Origin of the sequence: Rosettibacter primus, from assembly GCF_036860675.1 — a bacterium.
GTDB classification, from domain to species: Bacteria; Bacteroidota; Ignavibacteria; order Ignavibacteriales; family Melioribacteraceae; genus Rosettibacter; species Rosettibacter primus.
The window spans coordinates 321,983-347,128 of record NZ_JAYKGK010000001.1 but is presented as its reverse complement, the minus strand read 5'-3'; the positions used below and the strand labels follow the sequence as shown (position 1 = coordinate 347,128).

Sequence of the window (25,146 nt, the reverse complement as noted above, 5' to 3'; positions counted from 1 at the left end):
TTAAAATTGATTTTTAGTTAAAATTATATATTCATTTTTATCAAAATAAGTAATTATTTTTTCCCTTATAAATTATCGAGGAAATAATTAGTAATTTTAGTGTAAAGATGAAGTGCATCTTTTCCAGTAACACCGTGACCATGACCTATGTAAGGGAAATAATCTAAAGGTTTGTTTAACTCTGTAGCTTTTTGAACAAATGCTAATGTGTTTTGCCAAACGACTACAGGGTCAAAAGTTCCATGAATTAGTAAAAGTTTGCCATTTAGATTTTGCACATAATTTAATAATGAAGATTCTTTGTAGCCTTCCGGATTGGCTTGAGGAGTGTCCATATATCTTTCAGTGTACATTACTTCATAAAATTTCCAATCTATTACAGCGCCACCTCCAACACCAACTTTAAATGTGTTATTGGTTCTAAGCATTAATGATGTTGTCATAAAACCACCATAACTCCATCCAAAAACACCAAATCTTGTAGTATCGATATATGACAAAGTTTTTAAGTAATTTATACCGCTCATCTGATCTTTAATTTCAATCGTCCCTAATCTTCTAAAAGTAGCTTGTTCGAATTCCAAACCTCTGTTTGCAGAACCGCGATTGTCAAGTGTAAAAATTATGTAACCTTTTTGAGCCATCATGTAGAACCATAAAAAGTATCTTCCATAACCAAAGCTATTTGTAATTTCCTGAGCATGAGGGCCACCATAAATATAAACTATCACAGGATATTTTTTTGTTGTATCGAAATCAGAGGGTAAAATCATTCTGCAAAATAGTTCAATACCCTCATCATTTTTTATACTGAAAATTTTTGTTTTTCCAATTTTATATTCTTTTAATGGATTATCTGCCGTAAGAAGATTTTTAATTGCTTCGCCTTTTTTATTAATTAAGTTAATGATTCTTGGTGTTGTTAAATTAGTGTAAGAGTCTAAGAAATAGTTTTGATTAAAATTTGGAATGATTGTATGAATTCCGGGTTCACTTGTTAATTTTTTTGTTTCGCCAGTTTCTAAATTAATTTTATAAACATGACGTTCAAGCGGACTATCTTTAGTTGAAGTGATTAAAATATGTTTTCCTGACTCGTCAAATCCGATGAAGTTTGTAACTTCCCAGCTTCCTTTTGTTACCTGGCGAATTAAATTTCCATCGCTGTCATATAGATAAAGATGTTTAAAACCATCTCTTTTTGAAAACCATAAAAATTTCGAATTATTATCTGGAAGAAATAATAATGGATTTTCAGGTTCAACATATTTTTCATTTTTTTCTTCAAATAAAATTTTTATTAGTTCACCTGTTTTTGCATCATATTTTTTTAATTGAAGATGATTTTGGTCTCTATTTAAGTGAGCTATATAAAAATATTTTTCGTCTGGTGACCATGTTAAACATGTTAAATATTGGTCTAATGATTCGCCAGTTTTAAGAAAAATAGTTTTATTTGTTTTTATATCAAAAATTCCAACAGTAACATTATGACTAGTTTGTCCAGCCATAGGGTATTTAATGTTTTTTAATCTTGCTGGGACAGAAGATATATCAATAATCGGGTAATCAGTAACCATTGTTTGGTCCATTCTGTAAAAAGCAATGTAGTTTGAATTAGGTGACCAGAAGATTCCACTTTCGATTCCAAATTCATTTCTATGGACTGCCTGTCCGCAAACAATATTTGTATCTTTTTCAAAAGTAATTTGAATTATTTTTGATGGATCAAGATTGACAAAAAGATTATTCGCTTTTGTATAAGCCACATATTTTGAATTTGGTGCTATAGTTTTATTTTCTGCATTATCATCTATTGAATTAACCAATGCAAGTTTTTTAGTTTTTAGATTATAAAGGAGTAATTTATTATCTATCCAGAAATTAAACGAAACATTATCAATCCAATGAATTAAAGGGAAAGAATTTATTTCAGTTAAGTTTTGGGATTGAAGCAATTTGTTTAATTCATTCAGTGTTAAAATAGTATCAAGCTTATCAGACTTTATCGAACATTTTAACAGATTAGTATTTGTTCTGGTATCTAAATAAACATAACTGTTTGTTTTCGGTATCCAGTTAAGTAGTTTTAGATTAGCAGGGGATAATTTTGTGTAAGAATTAATAACAACATCTTCGACAGTTAAAAGATTATCTTGAGGGAAAGAAAAACTTACCCATATAAATGAAATCAAAAAGAGAAATGATATTTTGCTCATAAGTTCCTCTTCGAACATCGTTTATAATATTTTAAGAACATAAAAATAAAAAGGGGTTTATCAAAACCCCTCTAAAAAATTTTTTATAAAATTATTAACTCGGTTAACATTTTTCACTTGTAATTATTTCTTATCCTTTTCATTAGTTGGTGCAGCACGATGAGTCAAAATATTATCAATAAGATTATATTCTTTTGCTTCTTCTGCGGATAAGAAATAGTCACGGTCGCAATCTTTCGCTATTTGTTCGTAAGGTTTTCCTGTATGTTCAGATAAGATTTTATAAATAGTATCGCGAGTTTTAATCATTTCTCTTGCGTGAATTTCTATGTCTGTAGTTTGTCCCTGTAATCCACCAACCCATGGTTGATGAATTAAAATTTTGGAATGTGGCAGAGCAGAGCGTTTCCCAGGTTCACCTCCTGCAAGTAGAACTGCTGCCATACTTGCTGCTAAACCAACACATATTGTAGATACTTTTGACCTTATATATCTCATTGTATCATAAATTGCCAATCCAGCTGAAACACTTCCGCCAGGAGAATTGATGTAAAGGAAAATATCTTTTTCAGGGTCTTCTGCTTCTAAGAATAATAATTGAGCAATTACCAGACTTGCAATATGGTCGTCGATTGCTGTTCCAAGAAAAATAATTCTTTCACGAAGCAAGCGTGAAAAGATGTCCATCCCACGTTCGCCTCGTCCTGTCTGCTCAATAACATAAGGAACTAATTGATTAAATATTTCATAGTTTTTTGAGAGGTGTAAATTCCAGAAATTATTCATCTCCTTTTCCCTTTTTTTCTTTTAAGTATTTTTCTGCATCTATTTCTTTTACTTTTGTATTTTCTTTCAAGAAGTTAATTACCTTTTCTTCAAGAAGCATATATGGTTTATAAGAATCTTTATAATATTTAATCAATTTTTCTACACTTATCCCTGTTTTTTCTGAATCTTCTTTAGCAAGTTTTTCAATATCAGAATCATCAACAGTTATGTTTTCAGTTTTTGCAATATTATCTAAAATAATCTGCCATTTAGCATTCCATTCAGCTCTTGGTTTGTAATATTCAGTTGCTGCTTGTTCATCAATGCTTTGTCGATATCTTTTTGCATTTTCTTTTTCCTGTTCAACAAATCTTTTAAGCAAAGATTCAACAAGGCTTGGTGGAGGAGAAAAATCATTATTCTTAACCACTTCATTTAAAATATTATTTATAAAAATTTCTTCGGATTGTGATTGATAATATTCATTTAGATTTTTTCTTATCAGCTCTTTCCATTCTTCAAGATTTGATGCTTTATTATTCGTGATTTCTTTAATTAATTCTTCTGTTGGTTCTGGAATTATTTTCTTTTCTACTTTCAATATTTCTGCTTCATAATGATATTCTTCACGGTGAATTTCTTCTCCATGAGTGTGTTCATCTACAAAATGAAATGGAAATTTTTCCCCAACTTTTTTCCCAATTGCATTTTCAGGAATTTGTTGATTAACTCTTTGATCACTTAAATCTATTATTACATTTTCTGTTTTTTGTCCGATGATTGGTAATCCTGAATTATCAACTCTTTGTAAGTTAACGGTAATTCGATAATTATTATCTTCTACTTTTTCAGCTTCTTCAAAACGAGCTTTAGACTCAAGATAATATTCTATTTCTTTTTCTATCTCCTCATCCTTTACTTTGAACATTGGTTTTTCAATTTCAAGATTTTTATAGTTCTTCAATTCAATTTTGGGAGTAATTTCATATTTTATTTTGAAGGAAAGTTTATCCCCTTTAACAAAATCAATATGTGTTAATGTAGGAGTGTTAATAGGGTTAATGTTTTCTTTTTCAGCAATTTCCCAGAATCGCTTATTAGCAATTTTTTCACTTGCATCATATTCAATTGCATCACCATAGAATTTTTTTATAAGTGAAAGCGGGGCTTTTCCTTTTCTAAAACCATCTATGGTTATATTTTTTCTTTCTTCTTCATATGCCTTTTCGATTTCAGGCAGTATCTCATCATAAGTCAGATTGACTTCGATTTCTTGAATTGAGTCTTCGAGTTGATTTACTTTGTATTCCAATTATACCTCTTAATTTATTGATTATACTGTGCGAGAGGGGGGACTCGAACCCCCACACCTTTTGGGTACTAGATCCTAAGTCTAGCGCGTCTGCCAATTCCGCCACTCTCGCATTGGCTTGCAAAATTATGTAAAACTTAAGAAATATCAAAAAGTTAAACTTGATTTTAACAGTGTTATTAAGTTCATTATACATTCGAAAATTTGGTTTATATAAATTTAATTTTAAAAATCGTTTAATTTTTTTAAAAATTTTTGAGTTCTATGCAAAAACATCTAATTATAATATTTATATTGTTTTCAGTAAGAATTTTTTATCCGCAGAATGGGATTATTAGAAGTTATTACCCTGATGGGAATTTATATTATGAAATTTCTTATGTAAATGATGTACTTGATGGAACTTCTTATTGGTATTATCCAAATGGTAATTTAAAGTTAATGAAAGAATTCAGTAAAGGAAAACTTAATGGATATGTACGCGAATTTTATGAAAGTGGATTAATTAAAGAAGAGTTTTATGTTAAAGATGGAATTAAAGATGGGACACATCGAATTTATTATGAAAATGGTGCATTAAAAGAAATTAATATTTACGAAGAAGGTAAACTTTTATCTTCAAATAAATTTGAATATGACCCAAATTATATTGCCCCGCCTGAATCATATCTTGCCGGTAACAGACAGCAGGAACTACTTAAAAAGAAAAAGCAGGAATTAATCTGTGATGTTGATATTTGTCCAATTCCAATTGGTGGCATGAAAACAATTCAGGATAATTTAATTTATCCAGAACATGCATTAATGTATGGATTGGAAGGGGAGGTAATTTTAATTGCATCAATCGATGAAAAAGGGGATGTAATCAATACAGAAGTGATTAAAGGTTTGGGATTGGGTTGTAACGAGGCAGCAGAAGAAGCAGTTAAAAAAACTAAATTCATACCCGGTCAAAAAGATGGAAAAGTAGTTCCTTCAAGAGTAACATTGAAAGTGGAATTCAAAATATTTGATAAAACGGTTGTTCTTAATAATGGCTTAAATAATGAAAAAAACAAAGTAGAAAAAACGGATATTTCATTAAAATTTGATATCCAATCGAAAGTGACATCTGAAAATCAAACCTATAAAGATATTAGAAAGAAGACTGAGATAATTTGCAATTATGATGAATGCCCTTATCCCGTCGGAGGATTAAGAAGTATTAATGACCATTTAGAAATTCCATTTATTGCAAAAAGACTGAAACTAAAAGGAGAAATTATAATTGAAGCAGCAATTGATAAATTTGGAATAGTTCGAGATACAAAAGTAATACAGGGTATTGGATATGGCTGCGATGAAGCAGTTGAATCTGCATTAATGCGTACAAAATTTAATCCTGCAAGATTATCGAATAAAGATGTTGATGCAGTAGTCAAAATTATTTTTCCATTTGATTATAATGATTAACTAAGTTAAATATAATTTCATAAAATTCTTTTTCGATTGATTTGCCCTGATCCTTAGCATACCAAATATGAAGTTGCTCAAGAAATTCTTCTTTAGTTTTTCCTTCTGCTTTTAATTTATTTACTAAATCCTGTGCTTCTTTTGGTCTGGCTCCCCATTGAAATAGTTCATTACCATGATTATCAAATGCAATTAGTTTAGGAATACTTCTTGTACCATTAGTTAGATATAAATCCATTATATCAAGATTTTTATCTCTTTCTAAAATTCTTAAATCAATTAAGTTGTTGCATTCGGCAAATTTTGAAATGTATGGAATTATTTGAGCAGAATCTCCACACCAGTGTTCAGAAAGTATCAACCACAACTGTGGTTTCTGAATTTTTTTAATTTGTTCACATAAATCTTTATTCACTTTATAAGTTTTTTCAATTCTTGTAGACCGTTGATAATTTAATTTAAGAAGATTAGCTGATATACCTTCATATTCAGTTAAATTATTTTTGTTTATTAATTCAATTTTTTGTTTTAATGAATCAATGTATTCCTGATATTTCATAGCATTATGAGGTCTTTTTTCTAAAAAGAATTGATGAACCATTTTTACTCCTAAATATTGTATTCAAAAATAAAATAAATGTCCTTTTTAATGAACTTTATATTAAATAACACATTGTTTTTATAATAAGTTTCTAATAAAAAATTTTGGTATAGTTATTGTAAAAAAGTTACAAAACCCTGGAGGAAATATGAAACGGAAAATAATTTATTTGTTGATATTAATCGGGTTAGTTTATACATCTCATAATGCTAAGCCATTATTAAGACATCATTCTTATGAAATGTTTTATTATTCACTAAAACCTTATGGAGAATGGATTGAAATTGAAGATGGTATTGTTGTATGGCGTCCTGTAAAAATTCGAATTGATTGGAAACCATATTTAGTAGGAAGATGGTGTTGGACAAAATATGGTTGGTATTGGGATTCGTTTGAACCTTTTGGCTGGGCAGTTTATCATTATGGTAGATGGTATTATGATGATTATTATGGTTGGATTTGGATACCTGACAATCAATGGGGACCAGCATGGGTCGAATGGCGTTATGATGATTTTTATATTGGCTGGGCCCCATTACCTCCTTATGCATATTTTAGAATTGATATAGGTATTCATTTTACAATCAGCTGGCGTTCAAATTATTCATACTGGAACTTTGTGAGATATGAGCATTTTTATAATCACAATGCTAAATATTATGTCGTGGATTCAAGACGGATACCAGAAATATTTGAAAGAACAAAATATCGAAATGATTATTATTATCGTGATGGCAGAATCATTAATGCAGGGGTTGATAAAAGTTTCGTTGAAAGAAAATCAAGATTTAGAATTAAGGAATATGAAATTAATAACATTGATGATTATAAAAATACTGGAAGATTAAGAGATAAAGATAATTACAGAATTTATGCATATCGATTAGGAGAAAAAGATTATCAAATTAGAAATGATAGAAATTTTGAATTAAGAATAGCAGATAGAAAAACAACACTTGAGCATGAAAAATTAATTTTGCCAGAACGAGAAATCATCCGAAAAAATGATTATGAAAATAATTTTGGACCAAGGGACAATAGAGAAGATAAAATTTTTAATATAGAAAAAAGAAATCCAGAATCAGATAAAAATTACAATAACGAAAGAAATAAGTCTTTAGATCAAAATCGAATTTTTGAAAGACATGATGAATTTGAAAAGCAGAGGGAAAGAAATATTAAAGAGACAAAAACCAGAGAAAATGAAAATGCAGAAAGAAAAATGAATTACGATAGAAAGGAAAGAAATTCCAACAGCGTAAAAAGAAACAGATAGGAATCTTTAATGAAATCAAAAAGAAACCCCGATTATACGGGGTTTCTTTTATCTCACTTTAATTTTTTTAGCAGTTATAAGTTTTGCTAATTCTCCAGTGCCGTTTTTTGCGAGTGTTCTCAAAGCGCTGGTCGTTAATTTAACTGTCACAAATCTATTAAGTTCTTTAATCCAGATTCTTTTCTTCTGGAGATTTGGTAAAAATCTTCTTTTAGTTTTGTTATGAGCATGTGAGATATTGTGACCGCTTACTGGACCAACACCCGTTATTTGACATCTACGAGCCATTATTTATCCATTTTAATTTTTTTTGTATGCAAACATAACAAATTTATCTAAAAATAAAAAATATGGAAGAATATTATTCACGTTTGCCAAGTTCGTAGTCAAGCATAAATAGATTTCCAGTACTGTCACCAATTAATTTCAGAGTTTCTACGATTTTTTGAACAGTTGAAACTTCTTCTACTTGTTCTTTGACGAACCATTGTAAAAAGTTGTTCGTTGCATGGTCTTTTTCTTCAATTGCTAAATTTACGAGGTCGTTTATTCTTTTGGTTATGTATTCTTCATGTTTTAATGCTTCTTCGAAAGCTTCAAGAGGAGAATTCCATTCTAACTTAGGTTTTTCGATTTTGTCTAATGTTACTTTCTTTCCAACTTCATTAATGAATTCAAAAAATTTCATTGCATGTTCATATTCTTCTTCTGATTGTTTTTTCATCCAATTAGCAAAACCTCTCCAGTTATTTGCTTCAAAATGAGCGGCTATAGATAAATATAAATATGAAGAAAATAATTCTGCATTTAATTGTTCATTTAATGCCTTTTCCATTTTGTTTGAAATCATAATACACCTCTTTTTTTAGTTGTAGTTAATTTTATAAATTATTACTCTTTCAAACATAAAAAATTTTTTTTAGTTCATTAAAAAATAAAATTATGGTTAAAATCTTTGCCTTACTTGTAAAAACTTTTTTGATTTTTACATTATGGATTATTTTTATATTAACTGTATTTAGATTTATAAATCCGGCATCGTCAGCCTTTATGTATTCTTATGTTGATAATTCTTTAAGTTCGCTGTTTAACAGTGAAGATATTAAATATAATCCAGTACCGATTGATAAAGTTTCGTTATATGTTCCATTAGCTGTTATTGCATCGGAGGATCAGAGATTTTTTGAACACTTTGGATTTGATTTTATTCAAATAGAAAAAGCAATGAAAGAAAATGAACATAAGAAAAGAATAAGAGGGGCGAGTACGATTACAATGCAGGCAGCGAAAAATTTATTTTTATTCCCATCAAAAATTTTCTTCAGAAAAGCTATGGAAGCTTATTACACATTATTAATTGAACTAATTTGGTCTAAGAAAAGAATTTTAGAAGTATATATTAATATTGCAGAGATGGGAAAAGGAATTTATGGGATACAGAGTGCATCGAAAATATATTATAAAAAAAATCCAGCAAAGCTTACAAAATTGGAGGCCGCTACGATTGCATCAATTTTACCCAATCCTCGTAAACGAAATCCAGTGAAGCCAAGTAATTATTTATTGTATAGAAGAAATAAAATTATGGAACAGATGGATTTAATAGGTGGAATTAGTTTTATAAAAAATAATTTGTAATTATTTATTAGAGGGGAGTTCAAGGCATTTCAATAAAATACTTTCAACGGTTGAGCCCTCAAGAATTGGAGTGCTATACTTATAATTGATGTCGTTATCATTATAATTGTAAGAATAACTTTTTATTACATTATTATTTTTGTCGTAATAAATTATTTGAAGAATGCTGTATCTTTTTAATTCCTTATTAAGAAGGTAATAAGTTTTAGTTTTATAAATTTCTTTATCAATCATCTCCATTGAAATTGGCTTTAAATGATTTTCTAAAACCCAAACATATATATCATCATTTGATATTATAATGTTTGATGAGTTTATAAAAACTTTTTCATTCCCTTTAGTTTTTAGTTCAATCCAATCTTCTTGTAATACTTGTGATGGAGTGTTAATTGTTATTACATATAAGATAAATAATGTTGTATATATAAATTTCATAAACTCTCCCTCAATTGTTTAAATTAATCAATAAAAAATTATTTCGAAAAGGAAGCGGAGAGGGGGGGATTCGAACCCCCGTGGCGCAAAACTGCACCAAACGGTTTTCGAGACCGCCGCATTCAGCCACTCTGCCACCTCTCCATATTCTTAATTAAATTATAAATTTTCAAAACCACTACATTTTTCCAAAGGGATGTCTTCGTAAAACCAACCTGCTAACTATTCTTATTATAAAAGAACTGGGAAAGTTTTCATTCACAAATTAACATTATTAAAAATTAACTTGCTTAGGAAAAATAAACATTCTAAATAAATGACTTATATCGTCAAATTATTAATACAAAATTAAAAAACATATTAAATAAATTCTTGGCAGGAAATTTTATTTATAAAAAATTTTTTAGTAATTATTCATTTTCTATATTTGCAATAAATATTTGAAAAAATTATTTAGTATTTCTTAGTTTTATGCTTACAATTAAATTCTTTTGAAGTAATGTAAGCATTAATTGGGATATATAATAGAATTAGATTTTTGTTTGCAATCTTTTTATGAAGATAATTATTAAGTATAACTTTTACGTTTTAGTTCTGTAAATTAAAGTGATGCAGGAGTGGTTGCTTGTCCGCCCATCTTTTTGGCGGAAACAGGCACGCCTGAATTTTATAGTTCTAAAAAATTTGGAGAGATGCAGGAGTGGTTGCTTGTCCGCCCATCTTTTTGGCGGAAACAGGCACGCCTGAATTTTATAGTTCTAAAAATTTGGAGAGATGCAGGAGTGGTTGCTTGTCCGCCCATCTTTTTGGCGGAAACAGGCACGCCTGAATTTTATAGTTCTAAAAAAATTGGAGAGATGCAGGAGTGGTTGCTTGTCCGCCCATCTTTTTGGCGGAAACAGGCACGCCTGAATTTTATAGTTCTAAAAATTTGGAGAGATGCAGGAGTGGTTGAACTGGCACGCCTGGAGAGCGTGTGTACCCCTCAAGGGTACCGTGGGTTCGAATCCCACTCTCTCCGCAAAGATTTAGTAATTAATCTGCTGATAAATTACCATTTACTTATTACCTCTTAAAAAATTCGCACAATTAGAAATAAAGATTAGCTTAATGAAAAGATTCTTCTTTTGACTTAGTCATATGTTAATGAAAAGAAATAAAATTTTTATTAATTATAATTTTCTTTTGGAATAAGTATAATTTTTATATAATTTAGTAATCGATAAAGTTTACGATATAAAAAAGCTGTATTTCATTATAAAAAATAATTAAGAGGTTAAAATGACAGCTTCAGAAATCACATCGAATCCCAAGGTAAAATCCAAAATTGGAAAATATCGCTGGATTATTTTAGCTCTTGTATTTTTTGCTACAACTGTGAATTATCTCGATCGTCAAGTTATAAGTCTTCTCAAGGATGATTACCTTGAACCACAATTTAACTGGACAGAAACTGATTATGCAAATATTGTTATAGTATTTCAACTTTGTTATGCGTTGGGAATGTTGGTCGTTGGTTGGTTTATCGACAAAGTTGGAACAAAATTAGGTTATGCACTCTCACTTACTATTTGGAGCCTGGCTGCAGTTGGACATGCATTTGCTAAAAGTACCGTAGGTTTTATGGTTGCACGAGGATTTTTAGGAATAAGTGAAGCTGGAAATTTTCCTGCAGCTATTAAAACTGTGGCTGAATGGTTCCCTAAAAAGGAAAGAGCATTAGCAACAGGAATATTTAACTCAGGTACTAATGTTGGAGCAATAATAGCTCCATTATCAGTTCCTTTTATTGCTGCAGCTTGGGGCTGGCAAGAAGCTTTTATTATTACTGGAGCAGTTGGATTTATATGGCTAATTTTCTGGTTTACTATGTATGAAATTCCTTCTAAACATAAAAAGTTAAGCAAAGAAGAATTTGAATATATTCATAGCGATAAGGATGAAGCTATTGAAAATCAAAATAAGGAAAAGGTTAGCTGGTTCAAATTACTTACATATCGTCAAACATGGGCTTTCGTAATAGGAAAATTTATGACTGATCCAATCTGGTGGTTTTATTTATTCTGGTTGCCATCATTTCTCAATAAACAGTATGGAATGACTAAAACTGAATTTGCATTGCCAATAGCTGTAGTTTATACATTAACAACTGTAGGAAGTATTTTTGGTGGCTGGCTTTCTGGTTATTTTATTGGTAAAGGTTGGCCTGTTTATAAAGCCAGAAGAACTGCAATGCTAATATTTGCTTTGTTAGTAGTTCCTGTAGTTTTTGCTCAAGCTTTGGGCTCGTATAGTTATTGGTTTGCTGTTTTAATTATTGGACTTGCAGCTGCTTCTCATCAAGCATGGTCAGCTAATATTTTTACTACTACATCAGATATGTTTCCTAAAAAAGCTGTAGCATCTGTAACTGGAATTGGCGGAATGGCTGGAGCTGTTGGCGGAATATTGTTATCAAGATTGGCTGGAGTTTTATTAGACCATTTTAAAGAATTAGGAACAATTGAAACAGGTTATTACATAATGTTTATTATTTGTGGTACAGCTTATTTAGGTGCATGGATAATCTTTAATTTATTAGCTCCTCAAATGAAAAAAGTGGAATTATAAAATAAAATGGGTTTTTATTATGAAAGATATATTTATAACAGAAAATTTTTTATTAACAAATAAAACTGCTCAAATTCTATATCACGAATATGCTGCAAAAATGCCCATTGTTGATTATCACTGTCATCTACCGGTAAATGAAATTGCAGAGAATAAAAAGTTCGAAAACATTACACAAATTTGGCTTTATGGCGACCATTACAAGTGGCGTGCAATGCGCACAAATGGAGTAGACGAAAAATTTATTACAGGAAATGCATCTGATAAAGAAAAATTTTTCAAATGGGCTGAAACAGTTCCGCATACTATTAAAAATCCTCTGTATCACTGGACTCACATGGAATTGAAAAAGCCATTCGGTATTTCTGATAAATTACTAAACTTAGATACTGCTGAAGAAATCTGGAATAAATGCAATGAATTACTTCAGAAAGATGATTTTTCTACTCAAGGTATAATCAAACAATGGAATGTTGAAGTAATTTGTACAACTGATGACCCGATTGATTCTCTTGAATATCACAAGAAATTAAAAGAAAATCCTTTTGGAACCAAAGTAATACCCGCCTTCCGTCCAGATAAAGCAATGGCTGTAGAAAACCTAAGTGAGTACTTAAATTATCTTAAAAAACTTGAGCAAGCATCAAACACATCAATTAAAGATTTTCAAAGCTTTATTGAAGCAATAAGAAAACGTCATGATTATTTCCATGAAAATGGCTGTCGTCTTTCTGACCATGGAATTGAAACAGCTTATGCAGAAGATTATACCCTAAGTGAAATTGGAAATATTTTTGAAAAAATTTTATCCAAGAAGGAATTATCACAAAGTGAAATACTCAAATTCAAATCTGCAATGATGTATGAATTTGGAATCATGGACCATGAAAAAGGTTGGGTGCAACAGCTACATCTTGGCGCTTTGAGAAATAATAATTCAAGAATGTATAGAACTCTGGGACCAGATACTGGCTGGGATTCAATCGGCGATTTTGAAATTGCCCGCCCACTTGCAAAATTTTTAGATAGGCTTGATAGTGAAAACAAATTAACAAAAACAATAATTTATAATCTTAATCCCGCTGATAATGAATTAATCGCTACAATGATTGGTAATTTCCAGGATGGAACTATTCCTGGCAAACTGCAATATGGCAGCGCATGGTGGTTCTTAGATCAAAAAAGTGGAATTGAAAAACAAATTGATGCGCTTTCTAATCTTAGTTTGCTTAGCAGATTTATTGGTATGTTAACAGACTCACGAAGTTTCTTATCGTATGTTCGTCACGAATATTTTAGAAGAATTCTTTGCAACATCTTAGGTGAAGAAATTGAAAAAGGCTTGATACCAAATGATATCAAATTAATTGGAAAAATGGTTGAAGATATTTCGTACAATAATGCAAAAAATTATTTCGACTTTTGGAATTAATAACAAATTATAAAGGTATATCATGGAACTATCAAATTTAATGGAAGAAGTAAAAAATAAGAATATAGTAAACAATCAATTAGTAGAACTTCAAATTGGAGATTCAATTAAAATAAAAGCTTACCCATTTTCAGTAAATAAACTTGACGATACTTTTTTCTTTATGGGTAAAGAAAATTTTGAAAAATTTCTTTTTATTGTTTATTCAGATGATAGTATTGCAAAAAAATTTGAAGGTGAAGTTATTGATGCAGGAAAACAAATATTTTTGAAAAAATGTAATCTTATTACTAAAAATAGAATTGAATTACAAAATTTATTTGACTTTACTGTAGCTAAACCACTTGGACTATGTAATTCATTTGGTTGTGGCGATAGGTTAGGACTTGCAAATCCAGGACACATTCGTGCAGTAAAAGATTCCCATTTTAAACCAATCTTAGCTCAACAATCAATTAGAGAATTAACCCGTACTCAAAGAACTCCTCAAGAAGTAATGGATGCTGCTGTTTGGGCAGTATTTCAAGAAGGTTACAAAGATGGATTTGGTTCAGACGCTGACCATCTTAAAACTTTTGATGATATTGATTTAATGCTGAGTGCAAATTTTACAATGTTTACTTTTGATCCAAGCGAACATGTTGATAATAATGCAGACCATTACAACGAAAATGAATTAATTGAAAAAGTAAAATCAATTAATTGGGATGAATTGAAAGATTCTTATGAAGAAGCAGAGAAACGATATGTTAATATGAAATTTGATATTTCTGATAAATTAACTCTCGAAGTTACAAAAGAAAATTTTCTTAGAGCTTATGCAAAATATGGCAAAGCAATTATTCATATTAAAAAAATGTATGATTATCTTGCTTCTAAATGTGAAAGTGGTAAATTCGAAGTTGAAGTTTCTGTTGATGAAACTGAATCTGTTACATCTCCATTCGAACATTTCTTTTTTGCAAATGAACTAAATCGACTTGGTGTAAAATATATCAGCCTGGCTCCAAGATTTGTTGGTGATTTTGAAAAGGGTATTGATTATAAAGGTGATTTAGATTTATTTAAAAAAGAATATGAAAAACATCTTGCAATAACAAAATATTTTGGTAAATATAAAATTAGTTTACATTCAGGAAGTGATAAGTTTTCTGCATATCGTGTTATTGGTTCATTGAAAGATGCATATACACATGTTAAAACTGCAGGTACAAGTTATCTCGAAGCATTGAGAGTTGTTGCAGCAAAAGAGCCTAATTTGTTTAGAGAAATCTTAGATTTCAGCAAAGGTCTTTATGAAACCGAAAAAAGAAGTTATCATGTTTCAGCTGATATTAATAAAATAAAAGCAGGGAAAGAATATTCTGATGAAGAAATATTAAATCTGTTTAATTCTAATGATGTTCGACAAGTGCTTCATGTTACATTTGGAAAAGTATTAACCGAAAAAGATTCAGAAGGAAAATTTTTATTCAAAGATAAAATTCTTAAATGCTTAATTGAAAACGAAGATACTCACTATGAATTTATTGTTAATCATTTCAAAAAACATTTGGAGCCTTTTAAGTAATGAACAGACAATTAATAATTGAAGAAATATTAAAAAGAAAAGCAGTTGCAGTTCTTAGAATTAAAGAATCTGAAAAATTAAAAAAAGTAATCGAAGCATTAGCAGATGGCGGAATTACAATTGCAGAAATTACAATGACTGTTCCAAATGCAATTCAGTTAATTGAAAAGATGAGTAATGCACTGGATAAAAATATTATTGTTGGAGTAGGTTCTGTTCTCAATAAACAAGTTGCTGAAGATGCAATAAAAGCTGGTGCAAAGTATGTTGTAAGTCCTATATTCAAAAAAGAAATAATTGAAACAGCACACAAATATGATGTACCTGCAATGCCAGGTTGTTTTACACCAACAGAAATTCAGACAGCTTACGAAGAAGGTGCAGACATTATAAAAGTTTTTCCAGCTGATGTTTTAGGAATGGCGTTCTTCAAGGGAATTTTAGCTCCAATGCCTCATCTCAAATTGATGCCTACTGGAGGTGTTACATTAACAAATGCTGGTGAATGGTTAAAAGCTGGTGCTTGTGCAGTTGGTATTGGCTCTGCTTTGCTTGATAAAGAAGCAATTCAAAATGAGAAATATGAAATATTAACAGAAAATGCAAAACTTGTTATGAAATCCATTAATGAAGTAATCAACAAATAAGAGGAACACAAATGAAATATTCAATGGATGATATTAAAGGGAAAGTTTGTGTAATAACAGGCGGCAGTGGAATAATTGGACGGGCTTTGGCTTTTGGTTTAGCTGAAGCTGAAGCTAAAGTTGCTGTTATTGGGACAAAAAAAGAAAAAGCCGAAGCAGTTGTTCAAGAAATAAATAATAAGTATCCCAATTCTGCAATTGCTGTGATTTCTAATGTACTTGATAAGGAAGCATTGATAAATGCAAAAAAGGAAATTAATGAGAAACTTGGTGTGATAGATGTGTTGGTTAATTGCGCTGGTGGTAATAATCCTGCTGCTACTACACAAGCTGAATTTCTTACTAATGATGATATAAATGATTTGTCAAAAGGATTTTTTGGATTGGAACTTGATGGCTTCCGTCAGGTTTTTGATTTGAATTTCTTAGGTACAGTTTTACCAACAATGATTTTTGCCAACGATATGGTTGGTCGTGGTGGCTCTATTATTAATATTTCATCTATGAGTTCTTATAGACCGATTACGAGAGTAGTGGCATATTCGGCAGCAAAATCTGCAGTTAATAATTTAACAGAATGGTTAGCAGTTCATTTAGCAAAATTAAATATTAGAGTTAATGCTATAGCTCCAGGATTTTTCTTAACCGAACAAAATCGATTCCTACTTCTTGATAAAGAAACAAATCAATTAACAGAAAGAGGTAAAAAAATTATTGCTCATACTCCAATGGGACGCTTTGGTGAACCTGATGAAATTGTTGGAACTCTTCTTTATTTGATTTCTGATATCTCAAAATTTGTTACAGGTGTTGTTATCCCTGTTGACGGAGGATTCAATGCGTTTTGTGGCGTTTAAGAATTAAGTTTTTTTGATAAACTATTTACCCTAAAATTAAAATAAAAATTAAAACACATACCTGCCTGAATCAGGCAGTTGACAATAAATTAATAGATTTTCAAAAACTTTTATAATGCTTTTGAATACAATTCAAATGTAATGCAATAAAAAAATGAGGATTAAATAAAATGAGTTATGGATTTAATATTAAAAAGGAAGCAGCATTTGACCTTGTTTCATTAGGTGCCCTAGTTCATCGTCTTGACCCTGGAATAATTCCATTTAGAAAAGCTACTGAATGCAAAATTCATGTAAGCGGTGGTGAATATAATGTTGCAGCTAATTTGTCTGATTGTTTTAAAATGAATACTGGAATTGTAACAGCGATTGTTAAATATCCAATTGGTGATTTAATTGCAGAACGTGTTCGTGCAATGGGTGTAAAATTATTTGCAAAAGAATTTCAACATAACGGTGTTAATGGTCCTAATATGGCAACTGTTTATAGTGACCGTGGATTTGGTTCAAGAGCTCCAGTTGTTTTTTATAATAGAAGTAATGAAGCTGCTGCATTGTTAAAACCCGGGGATATTGACTGGAATTCCATTTTCACTCAGGGTGTAAAATGGTTTCACAGTGGGGGAATATTTGCTTCTTTATCAGAAACTACAGGTCAACTCATAATTGAAGGAATGAAAGCTGCTAAAGCATCCGGTGCAGTTACAAGTTTCGATTTGAATTATAGAGCTAAATTATGGAACATTTGGGGTGGAGAATCTAAAGCAGCGGAAGTAATTCATAAAATTGTTGAACATGTTGATGTATTGGTTGGGAACGAAGAAGATTTGCAAAAAGGCTTAGGAATTCCTGGTCCTGAAGTGACTGCTAAGTCAAAATTAGACCCATCAGTTTTTATTGCAATGATTGATGATGTTGTTAAAAAATATCCAAATGTAAAAGTAGTTGCAACAACTTTAAGAGAAGTTCATTCAACAAATAGACACAGCTGGAGTGCAGTAGCCTGGATTAATGGAAAAACTTATTTAGCACCAACTGCAGAACTTGATGTTTATGACCGTGTAGGTGGTGGCGATGGTTTTGCTGCTGGATTTTTCTATGGCATTTTAACTGGAGCGGAACCAGAAGAAGCTGTAAAACTTGGTTGGGCTCACGGTGCATTATTGACTACTTATCCAGGTGATACAACAATGGCTACCTTGGAAGAAGTTAAAGCCTTTGCTAAAGGTGGTTCTGCTCGTATTCAAAGATAATTTTAGAAAAGAGTTGTTTACATAAAATTATTGGGAGCAACTCTATTTTATGAGGCAGCTATGATTTATTTTGCATGTGGTTCAATTGATACAATACTTTCTGAAAATGATGTTATACATGGACTTTTTTCAGCTTTAGATAAATTAGGCAAAAAGAAAAAAGTACTTGCTATTCCTCCAGATTTCACTCGATATCACTCTAAGGCTGGAGATATAACTCGTTATGTTTACGAATATTATCGAAATAATTTAACTGATATTCTTCCAGCTTTAGGAACTCATGCCCCAATGACTGATTATGAAATTGAAACCATGTTTGGCAATGTTCCTAAAAATTTATTTAGAGTGCATAGATGGAGAGAAGATTTAGTAACTTTAGGTGAAGTTCCTTATGAATTTGTTTATCAAGTTTCAGAAGGCAAATTGAATTATTCCTGGCCGGCTCAAGTTAATAAATTACTTGTGGAAGGTAACTTTGATTTAATTTTATCAATTGGTCAAGTTGTGCCACATGAAGTAATTGGAATGGCTAATTATAATAAAAATATTTTTGTTGGTACAGGTGGCAAGGAAGGAATTAACAAAAGCCATTTCCTTGGAGCTGTTTATGGAATGGAAAGAATAATGGGAAGAGCTGAAAATCCTGTCCGTCAAGTTTTGAATTATGCATCTGAAAATTTTGCTAATAATCTTCCAATTATCTATATACTTACTGTAATCGGAAAAGATGAAAATGACAATTTAGTAATGCGGGGATTATACATAGGTGATGATTTTGAATGCTTCAAACTTGCATCTGAACTTTCATTGAAGGTAAATTTTGAAATGCTCGATGAACCACTGAAAAAAATTGTTGTGTATCTCGACCCTCATGAATTTAAAAGTACTTGGCTTGGCAATAAAAGCATTTATAGAACAAGAATGGCAATTGCAGATAATGGTGAATTAATCGTATTAGCTCCTGGCTTAAAGGAATTTGGAGAAGATAAAGAAATTGATCGATTGATTAGAAAATATGGCTATAAAACAACTCCTGAAATATTAAAGTATGTTGAAGAAAATGATGACTTAAAAAATAATTTAAGTGCAGCTGCTCATTTAATTCATGGTTCTTCTGAAAATAGATTTACAATAACTTATTGTCCAGGTCATTTATCAAAAGAAGAAATTGAAAGCGTTAATTTCAATTATGCTGATTTGAATACTATGATTAAAAAGTATAATCCAGAAAAATTAAAAGATGGCTTTAATGAAGTTGATGGTGAAGAAATATTTTTTATATCTAATCCAGCCTTAGGTTTATGGGCTTATAAAGGAAAATTTAATTAAAAAATAAAGGAGGATAATAATGAGTAAAGCAGATATTGGATTGATTGGTCTTGCAGTGATGGGAGAAAATTTAGTTTTGAATATGGAAAGTCACGGTTTTACTGTAGCAGTTTATAATCGTACAATTGAAAAAGTTGATAATTTTATTAATGGCAGAGGAAAAGGAAAAAATATAATTGGTACTCATTCAATTGAAGAATTAGTTGCTAATTTGAAAAAGCCTCGTAAGATAATGTTAATGGTCAAAGCTGGTAAACCAGTTGATGATTTTATTGAATTATTAATTCCACATTTAGAACCAGGTGATATAATCATTGACGGTGGTAATTCACATTTTCCTGATACAATTAGAAGAACAAAATATTTGGAAGAAAAAGGATTTCTTTTTATTGGTACTGGAGTATCTGGTGGCGAAGAAGGTGCATTAAGAGGTCCTTCAATTATGCCAGGTGGTTCACCAAAAGCATGGGAACATGTAAAGACAATTTTTCAAGCTATTGCAGCAAAAGTTGAAGATGGCAGTCCTTGCTGTGATTGGGTTGGTGAAAATGGTGCAGGTCATTTTGTTAAAATGGTTCATAATGGAATTGAATATGGTGATATGCAGTTAATTTGTGAAACTTATCAAATTATGAAAGATTTGCTCGGGTTAAGTTATGAAGAAATGCATAACATATTTAAAGAATGGAATGAAGGTGAACTCCAAAGTTATTTGATAGAAATTACCCGCGATATTCTTGCTTATAAAGATGAAGATGGTCAACCACTTGTAGAAAAAATTCTTGATGCCGCAGGACAAAAAGGTACAGGCAAATGGACAGTAATCGCTTCTCTTGATACCGGAATTCCTTTAACATTAATTGGCGAAGCTGTTTATGCTCGTGCTCTTTCAGCATTAAAAGAAGAAAGAGTTGAGGCTTCAAAAGTAATTTCTGGTCCTAGACCCAAATTTGATGGAGATAAAAAACAATTTATTGATGATTTGCGAAAAGCACTTTATGCTTCCAAAATCATATCTTATGCTCAAGGGTTTATGCTTATGCGCGAAGCTGCAAAAGAATACGGCTGGAATTTAAATTATGGTGGAATAGCTTTGATGTGGCGCGGTGGTTGTATTATTCGTTCTATATTTTTGGGAAAAATTAAAGAAGCATTTGATAAAAATCCAAATCTATCTAATCTAATTCTTGACCCATTCTTTAAAGAAAAAGTTGAATCTTCTCAAGAATCCTGGAGAAGAGTTGTAACAACAGCTATATCAAATGGAATCTGGATTCCAGCTTTATCGACTGCATTAAATTTCTTTGATGGTTATAGAAATGGAAGACTGCCTGCTAATTTATTGCAAGCTCAACGTGATTATTTTGGTGCTCATACTTATGAAAGAGTTGATAGACCAAGAGGTGAATTCTTCCATACAAATTGGACAGGAAGAGGTGGAACTACTTCTTCAACAACATATAATGTGTAATTTTGACACTTTTTTATAAAAATTATTATTGAATTTATGTTTTAGGTTCTGACTAAATGATAAAATTATTAGATTTGTGTGATTTATCTATTAAAATTAGGAGACTATAATAATGACTAATACCGAGTTAAAAAAATTAGCAGCAAATACTATAAGAATCTTAGCTGCAGAAGGTGTTCAAAAGGCAAATTCTGGTCATCCTGGTATGCCAATGGGCATGGCTGATGTTGCTATGATTTTGTGGACTGAATTTCTTACACACAATCCAGATGACCCAAAGTGGTATAATCGCGACCGTTTTATCCTTTCTGCTGGTCATGGTTCAATGTTAATTTATACTTTACTTCATTTGAGCGGTTATGATGTTACAATTGACGACTTAAAATCCTTTAGACAATGGGGAAGCAGAACTGCTGGACACCCTGAATATGGTTTATTGCCTGGTATTGAAACTACAACTGGTCCTCTTGGTCAAGGCTTTGGAAATGGTGTCGGTATGGCTATAGCAGCTAAAATGATTGCTGCAAGATTTAATGATGAAAAAAATCAATTGTTTGGCAATCATTATATTTATGCTATAGTTAGCGATGGCGATTTAATGGAAGGAATTTCTCACGAAGCTGCTTCAATAGCCGGTCATCTAAAATTAGGAAATATTATTTATTTCTATGATGATAATCATATAACTATAGAAGGTAACACTGAAATAACTTTTTCCGAAGATATTCAAAAAAGATTTGAAGCATATGGCTGGCAGGTTTTAAAAACTGATGCTTATGACCACGATGGAATTCGAAAAGCAATTATCGAAGCTCAGAATGAAAAAGAAAAACCAACTTTAATTATCACTCGTTCTCACATTGGTTACGGCAGTCCAAATAAAGTTGATACTGCAGAAGTTCATGGAGCTCCGCTAGGTGAAGATGAATTATTAGCTACAAAGAAAAATCTTGGTTGGCCAATTGATAAAGAATTTTATGTACCTGATGAAGTAAAAAAACTTTTTGAAGATAGAAAAAATGAACTGAAAAAAATTTATGACCAATGGCAAAATGATTTTGATAACTGGAAAAAATCAAATCCTGAAAAAGCAGAATTGCTGAATAAATATTTAAATAACTGGCTGCCAGAAAATCTTGAAGAAGAATTATTAGCAGCTGCTCCAAAAGAACCAAATGCTACTCGTTCACTTTCAAGTAAAGTAATTCAAAAGATTGCTCAATTAGTTCCTAATTTTATAGGTGGTTCTGCAGATTTAGCTCCATCAACAAATACTTACATGAAAGATTTTGAGTCAATTGCACCAAACAAATTTAACGGAAGAAATTTCCATTTCGGAATTCGTGAACATGCTATGGGTGCTATAATTAATGGTATTGCTCTTTATGGTGGATTTAGACCTTTTGGTGCAACATTCTTTGTATTTTCTGATTATATGCGACCAACTATTCGTCTTGCTGCAATTATGGAAATTCCAGTAATTTATGTTTTTACACACGATTCAATTTTTGTTGGTGAAGATGGACCTACTCATCAACCAGTTGAGCACTTAGCAGTATTGCGTGCAATTCCTAATGTTACAGTTATTCGTCCTGCTGATGGAATTGAAACTGCTATGGCTTGGTCAATTGCATTAAGACACAAAGAAGGTCCAGTTGCTTTAATTTTAACAAGACAAAAAATTGATGCTTTTGAAAGAGATTCTGATTTTAATCCAAAGGATATTCAAAAAGGTGCATATATAGTTTCCAGAGAAAAAGAAGGTAAACTTGATTTAGTTATTGCGGCAAGTGGTTCTGAAGTCCCAGTTGCTGTTGAAGCTAAAAAAATTCTTTCGAATGATTTATCAATAAGAGTTGTGTCAATTCCATCAAAAGAATTGTTTGAAAAGCAAAGTGATGAATATAAAAAATCATTGTTCCCGAATAATGTTCCTGTGGTTATTATTGAAGCAGCAAGTATGACAGGATGGGGAGATTTATTCAGACAAAAATTATTAAGAGTAGGAATAGAAAGATTTGGTGCATCAGCACCTTATAAAATCTTAGCAGAAAAATTTGGTTTGACAGGGAAGCAAGTAGCTGAAAAAATTAAAAACTGGTTATAAAATAGAACACAGATGACACAGATTAGACAAATGACCACAGGATAAATCTGTGTAAATCTTGTATTATCAGTGTCATCTGTGAAGTCCCAGTTGCTGTTGAAGCTAAAAAAATTCTTTCGAATGATTTATCAATAAGAGTTGTGTCAATTCCATCAAAAGAATTGTTTGAAAAGCAAAGTGATGAATATAAAAAATCATTGTTCCCGAATAATGTTCCTGTGGTAATTATTGAAGCAGCAAGTATGACAGGATGGGGAGAGCATAAAAATTTGGTTTGACTGGGAAGCAAGTAGCTGAAAAATTAAAAACTGGTTATAAAAATAGAACACAGATGACACAGATTAGACAGATGACCACAGGATAAATCTGTGTAAATCTTGTATTATCAGTGTCATCTGTGTTCCAACATTTTAATAATAATTGAGAGGAAAATTATGGAAGTAAGATACTCACCTGATCCTAATGGATTTAAAAAGATGACAACTGATGAACTTCGTAAATCTTTTTTAATAGAAAATTTATTTCAAGTAAATCAAATTCCAATGGTTTACTCAGATATTGACCGTTCAATTACAGGTTCTGCAGTACCATCTGGTCAATCGTTAAAATTAACAGCCTCGAAAAAAGAAATGGCTGCTGAATATTTTTGTGAAAGAAGGGAAATTGGTGTGATTAATATTGGCAGCAAAGGTAAAATTATTCTTGATGGTAAAGAATATGAAATGAACAACAAAGATGCTTTGTATATTGGAAGAGGAACTAAAGAGGTAATTTTTGAAAGCGATAATGAATCAAATCCAGCTCAATTTTATTTTGTAAGTTATCCAGCTCATAAGGAATATCCATCAAAACATATAAAATATGACGATGCAATTCATCGTCATCTTGGTTCTGTAGAGACATCAAATAAAAGAACAATTCATCAATATATTTTGCCAGAGATTTTACCCACATGTCAAATTGCGATGGGATTAACAGAACTTGAAGATGGAAGTGTCTGGAATACTATGCCCGCTCACACACATCAAAGAAGATCGGAAGTTTATATGTATTTTAATTTAAAACCTGATGCATTTGTTGTTCATTTAATTGGAGAACCAACAGAAACAAGACATTTGATAATCCGAGATAGACAGGCAGTGCTTTCAACAAGCTGGTCATTACATTCAGGTTGTGGAACTCAAAGTTATTCTTTCATCTGGGCAATGGGCGGTGAAAATCAAGTATTTGATGATATGGATTGGATTGCAATGACAGATTTAAGATAGAAATCAATATTGTCAATTAAAAAGGAGAATAAATTATGATATTAGATTTATTTAGATTGGATGGAAAAGTTGCAATTGTAACTGGTTCCAATCAAGGCATAGGGCAAAAATATGCCCAAGCTTTAGCAGAAGCTGGTGCAGATATTATAGGTGTATCATATGTTGATGATTTTGCAGAAACAGAAAAATTAGTTACAGCTGCTGGCAGAAAATTTAAATATTATGTTGCAGACTTTTCAAAAAGAGAATCGACTTATGAATTTATTAATCAAGTTAAAAAAGATTTTCCACGAATTGATATTTTGGTGAACAATGCAGGAACAATTATGCGCAAGCCAATAGCTGAACATCCAGATGATTGGTGGGATAGAGTGATTGAAATTAATCTTACAGCACAATTTATTTTGACAAGAGAATTTGGAAAAGATATGGTTGCTCGTGGTTATGGCAAAATTGTTTTTGTTGCTTCGTTGTTGTCATTTCAAGGTGGAATTTTAGTTCCTGGTTATGCTGCATCTAAAGGTGGTGTTAAACAATTAACTATGGCTTTTGCAAATGAGTGGGCTTCAAAAGGTGTGACAGTTAATGCAATTGCACCAGGTTACATAGCAACAGAAAATACTCGTCCATTAAGAGAAGACCCTGTAAGAAATAAAGCTATACTTGATAGAATACCAGCAGGAAGATGGGGAACACCAGAAGATTTAATGGGTGCTATGGTATTCCTTTGTTCAGATGCTTCAAATTATGTTAATGGTGCAGTGCTTGTCGTTGATGGCGGCTGGATGGGAAGATAATTTTTTTCGATAATCATTTTAGCGTTTAAGTAAAGCATAAATTGGAATGTAGCTATTTAATTATTATGTGTATGAGGAAAAAAGTAAAAGAAAAGATTTTTATA

The 25,146-nt window shown here is 31.2% G+C and carries 22 protein-coding genes and 3 tRNA genes; 16 read left to right on the top strand and 9 right to left on the bottom strand.

Features of this window, described 5'->3' with window-relative positions; translation table 11 throughout:
• Nucleotides 1-65 precede the first annotated feature (65 nt).
• From VJY32_RS01530 to VJY32_RS01515, 4 genes are all read right to left on the bottom strand, one after another.
• Nucleotides 66-2,219 carry a S9 family peptidase gene (locus VJY32_RS01530; RefSeq protein ID WP_353676110.1) on the bottom strand — a complete coding sequence of 718 codons (2,154 nt, stop codon included), beginning with the start codon at nucleotides 2,217-2,219 and terminating at the stop codon, nucleotides 66-68.
• Nucleotides 2,220-2,342: 123 nt separating this feature from the next.
• Nucleotides 2,343-3,005, bottom strand: coding sequence for an ATP-dependent Clp protease proteolytic subunit (locus tag VJY32_RS01525; RefSeq protein ID WP_353676109.1), 663 nt, complete (start codon nucleotides 3,003-3,005; stop codon nucleotides 2,343-2,345).
• A complete protein-coding gene (gene tig, locus VJY32_RS01520) occupies nucleotides 2,998-4,299 on the bottom strand; it encodes a trigger factor (RefSeq protein WP_353676108.1) in 1,302 nt (433 codons plus the stop codon). The genes VJY32_RS01525 and tig overlap by 8 nt, the downstream gene beginning before the upstream one ends.
• Nucleotides 4,300-4,328: 29 nt before the next feature.
• Nucleotides 4,329-4,411, bottom strand: a tRNA-Leu gene (locus tag VJY32_RS01515).
• 152 nt (nucleotides 4,412-4,563) lie between these two features.
• On the opposite strand from VJY32_RS01515, the gene VJY32_RS01510 reads away from it, so the two are divergent.
• Nucleotides 4,564-5,751 carry a TonB family protein gene (locus VJY32_RS01510; RefSeq protein ID WP_353676107.1) on the top strand — a complete coding sequence of 396 codons (1,188 nt, stop codon included), beginning with the start codon at nucleotides 4,564-4,566 and terminating at the stop codon, nucleotides 5,749-5,751.
• Here the strand turns inward: VJY32_RS01510 and VJY32_RS01505 are convergent.
• Nucleotides 5,723-6,352 carry a thioredoxin family protein gene (locus VJY32_RS01505; RefSeq protein ID WP_353676106.1) on the bottom strand — a complete coding sequence of 210 codons (630 nt, stop codon included), beginning with the start codon at nucleotides 6,350-6,352 and terminating at the stop codon, nucleotides 5,723-5,725. The two genes, VJY32_RS01510 and VJY32_RS01505, sit on opposite strands and share 29 nt — an antisense overlap.
• 148 nt (nucleotides 6,353-6,500) lie before the next feature.
• Between VJY32_RS01505 and VJY32_RS01500 the strand changes: the two genes are divergently transcribed.
• On the top strand, nucleotides 6,501-7,628 hold the full coding sequence (locus tag VJY32_RS01500; protein ID WP_353676105.1) for a DUF6600 domain-containing protein: 1,128 nt from the start codon (nucleotides 6,501-6,503) through the stop codon (nucleotides 7,626-7,628).
• A 48-nt stretch (nucleotides 7,629-7,676) separates the two neighbouring features.
• Here the strand turns inward: VJY32_RS01500 and rpmB are convergent, their stop codons facing one another.
• The gene (rpmB, locus tag VJY32_RS01495) at nucleotides 7,677-7,916 is read right to left on the bottom strand and encodes a 50S ribosomal protein L28 (protein ID WP_353676104.1); all 240 of its coding nucleotides are present in this window, start codon (nucleotides 7,914-7,916) and stop codon (nucleotides 7,677-7,679) included.
• Between the two features lie 73 nt (nucleotides 7,917-7,989).
• Nucleotides 7,990-8,478 (bottom strand): ferritin, encoded by a 489-nt coding sequence (locus VJY32_RS01490; protein WP_353676103.1) that lies wholly within the window; start codon nucleotides 8,476-8,478, stop codon nucleotides 7,990-7,992.
• 92 nt (nucleotides 8,479-8,570) lie between these two features.
• On the opposite strand from VJY32_RS01490, the gene mtgA reads away from it, so the two are divergent.
• Entirely contained in the window at nucleotides 8,571-9,266 is a 696-nt protein-coding gene (mtgA, locus tag VJY32_RS01485; RefSeq protein WP_353676102.1) for a monofunctional biosynthetic peptidoglycan transglycosylase, read from the top strand.
• On the opposite strand, the gene VJY32_RS01480 is transcribed toward mtgA, so the two are convergent.
• Together VJY32_RS01480 and VJY32_RS01475 are read right to left on the bottom strand one after the other, a co-directional pair.
• Nucleotides 9,267-9,701 (bottom strand): surface-adhesin E family protein, encoded by a 435-nt coding sequence (locus tag VJY32_RS01480; protein ID WP_353676101.1) that lies wholly within the window; start codon nucleotides 9,699-9,701, stop codon nucleotides 9,267-9,269.
• 55 nt (nucleotides 9,702-9,756) lie between these two features.
• A tRNA-Ser gene (locus VJY32_RS01475) sits at nucleotides 9,757-9,845 on the bottom strand.
• A 789-nt stretch (nucleotides 9,846-10,634) separates the two neighbouring features.
• On the opposite strand from VJY32_RS01475, the gene VJY32_RS01470 reads away from it, so the two are divergent.
• From VJY32_RS01470 to VJY32_RS01410, 13 genes are all read left to right on the top strand, one after another.
• Nucleotides 10,635-10,722: transfer RNA gene (locus tag VJY32_RS01470), tRNA-Ser, on the top strand.
• 260 nt (nucleotides 10,723-10,982) lie between these two features.
• Entirely contained in the window at nucleotides 10,983-12,311 is a 1,329-nt protein-coding gene (locus tag VJY32_RS01465) for an MFS transporter (protein ID WP_353676100.1), read from the top strand.
• Nucleotides 12,312-12,330: 19 nt separating this feature from the next.
• Nucleotides 12,331-13,743: a glucuronate isomerase gene (gene uxaC / locus VJY32_RS01460; protein ID WP_353676099.1), complete on the top strand. Its 1,413-nt coding sequence runs from the start codon at nucleotides 12,331-12,333 to the stop codon at nucleotides 13,741-13,743.
• Nucleotides 13,744-13,765: 22 nt separating this feature from the next.
• Entirely contained in the window at nucleotides 13,766-15,313 is a 1,548-nt protein-coding gene (locus tag VJY32_RS01455) for a tagaturonate epimerase family protein (protein ID WP_353676098.1), read from the top strand.
• Nucleotides 15,313-15,960, top strand: coding sequence for a bifunctional 4-hydroxy-2-oxoglutarate aldolase/2-dehydro-3-deoxy-phosphogluconate aldolase (locus tag VJY32_RS01450; protein ID WP_353676097.1), 648 nt, complete (start codon nucleotides 15,313-15,315; stop codon nucleotides 15,958-15,960). Before VJY32_RS01455 ends, VJY32_RS01450 begins: the two co-directional genes overlap by 1 nt.
• Nucleotides 15,961-15,971: 11 nt before the next feature.
• Entirely contained in the window at nucleotides 15,972-16,817 is an 846-nt protein-coding gene (locus VJY32_RS01445) for an SDR family oxidoreductase (protein ID WP_353676096.1), read from the top strand.
• Nucleotides 16,818-16,987: 170 nt separating this feature from the next.
• A complete protein-coding gene (locus VJY32_RS01440) occupies nucleotides 16,988-18,070 on the top strand; it encodes a PfkB family carbohydrate kinase (protein WP_353676095.1) in 1,083 nt (360 codons plus the stop codon).
• Between the two features lie 60 nt (nucleotides 18,071-18,130).
• The gene (locus VJY32_RS01435) at nucleotides 18,131-19,399 is read left to right on the top strand and encodes a nickel-dependent putative hexonate epimerase (RefSeq protein WP_353676094.1); all 1,269 of its coding nucleotides are present in this window, start codon (nucleotides 18,131-18,133) and stop codon (nucleotides 19,397-19,399) included.
• A 19-nt stretch (nucleotides 19,400-19,418) separates the two neighbouring features.
• Nucleotides 19,419-20,870: a decarboxylating NADP(+)-dependent phosphogluconate dehydrogenase gene (gene gnd / locus VJY32_RS01430; RefSeq protein ID WP_353676093.1), complete on the top strand. Its 1,452-nt coding sequence runs from the start codon at nucleotides 19,419-19,421 to the stop codon at nucleotides 20,868-20,870.
• A 112-nt stretch (nucleotides 20,871-20,982) separates the two neighbouring features.
• Nucleotides 20,983-22,977, top strand: coding sequence for a transketolase (gene tkt, locus VJY32_RS01425; RefSeq protein ID WP_353676092.1), 1,995 nt, complete (start codon nucleotides 20,983-20,985; stop codon nucleotides 22,975-22,977).
• 41 nt (nucleotides 22,978-23,018) lie between these two features.
• Complete coding sequence (locus VJY32_RS14310) at nucleotides 23,019-23,255, top strand: transketolase-like TK C-terminal-containing protein (protein ID WP_434968523.1); 237 nt, start codon at nucleotides 23,019-23,021, stop codon at nucleotides 23,253-23,255.
• A gap of 156 nt (nucleotides 23,256-23,411) precedes the next feature.
• On the top strand, nucleotides 23,412-24,245 hold the full coding sequence (kduI, locus tag VJY32_RS01415; protein ID WP_353676090.1) for a 5-dehydro-4-deoxy-D-glucuronate isomerase: 834 nt from the start codon (nucleotides 23,412-23,414) through the stop codon (nucleotides 24,243-24,245).
• 35 nt (nucleotides 24,246-24,280) lie between these two features.
• Complete coding sequence (locus tag VJY32_RS01410) at nucleotides 24,281-25,042, top strand: SDR family oxidoreductase (protein WP_353676089.1); 762 nt, start codon at nucleotides 24,281-24,283, stop codon at nucleotides 25,040-25,042.
• Nucleotides 25,043-25,146 lie beyond the last annotated feature (104 nt).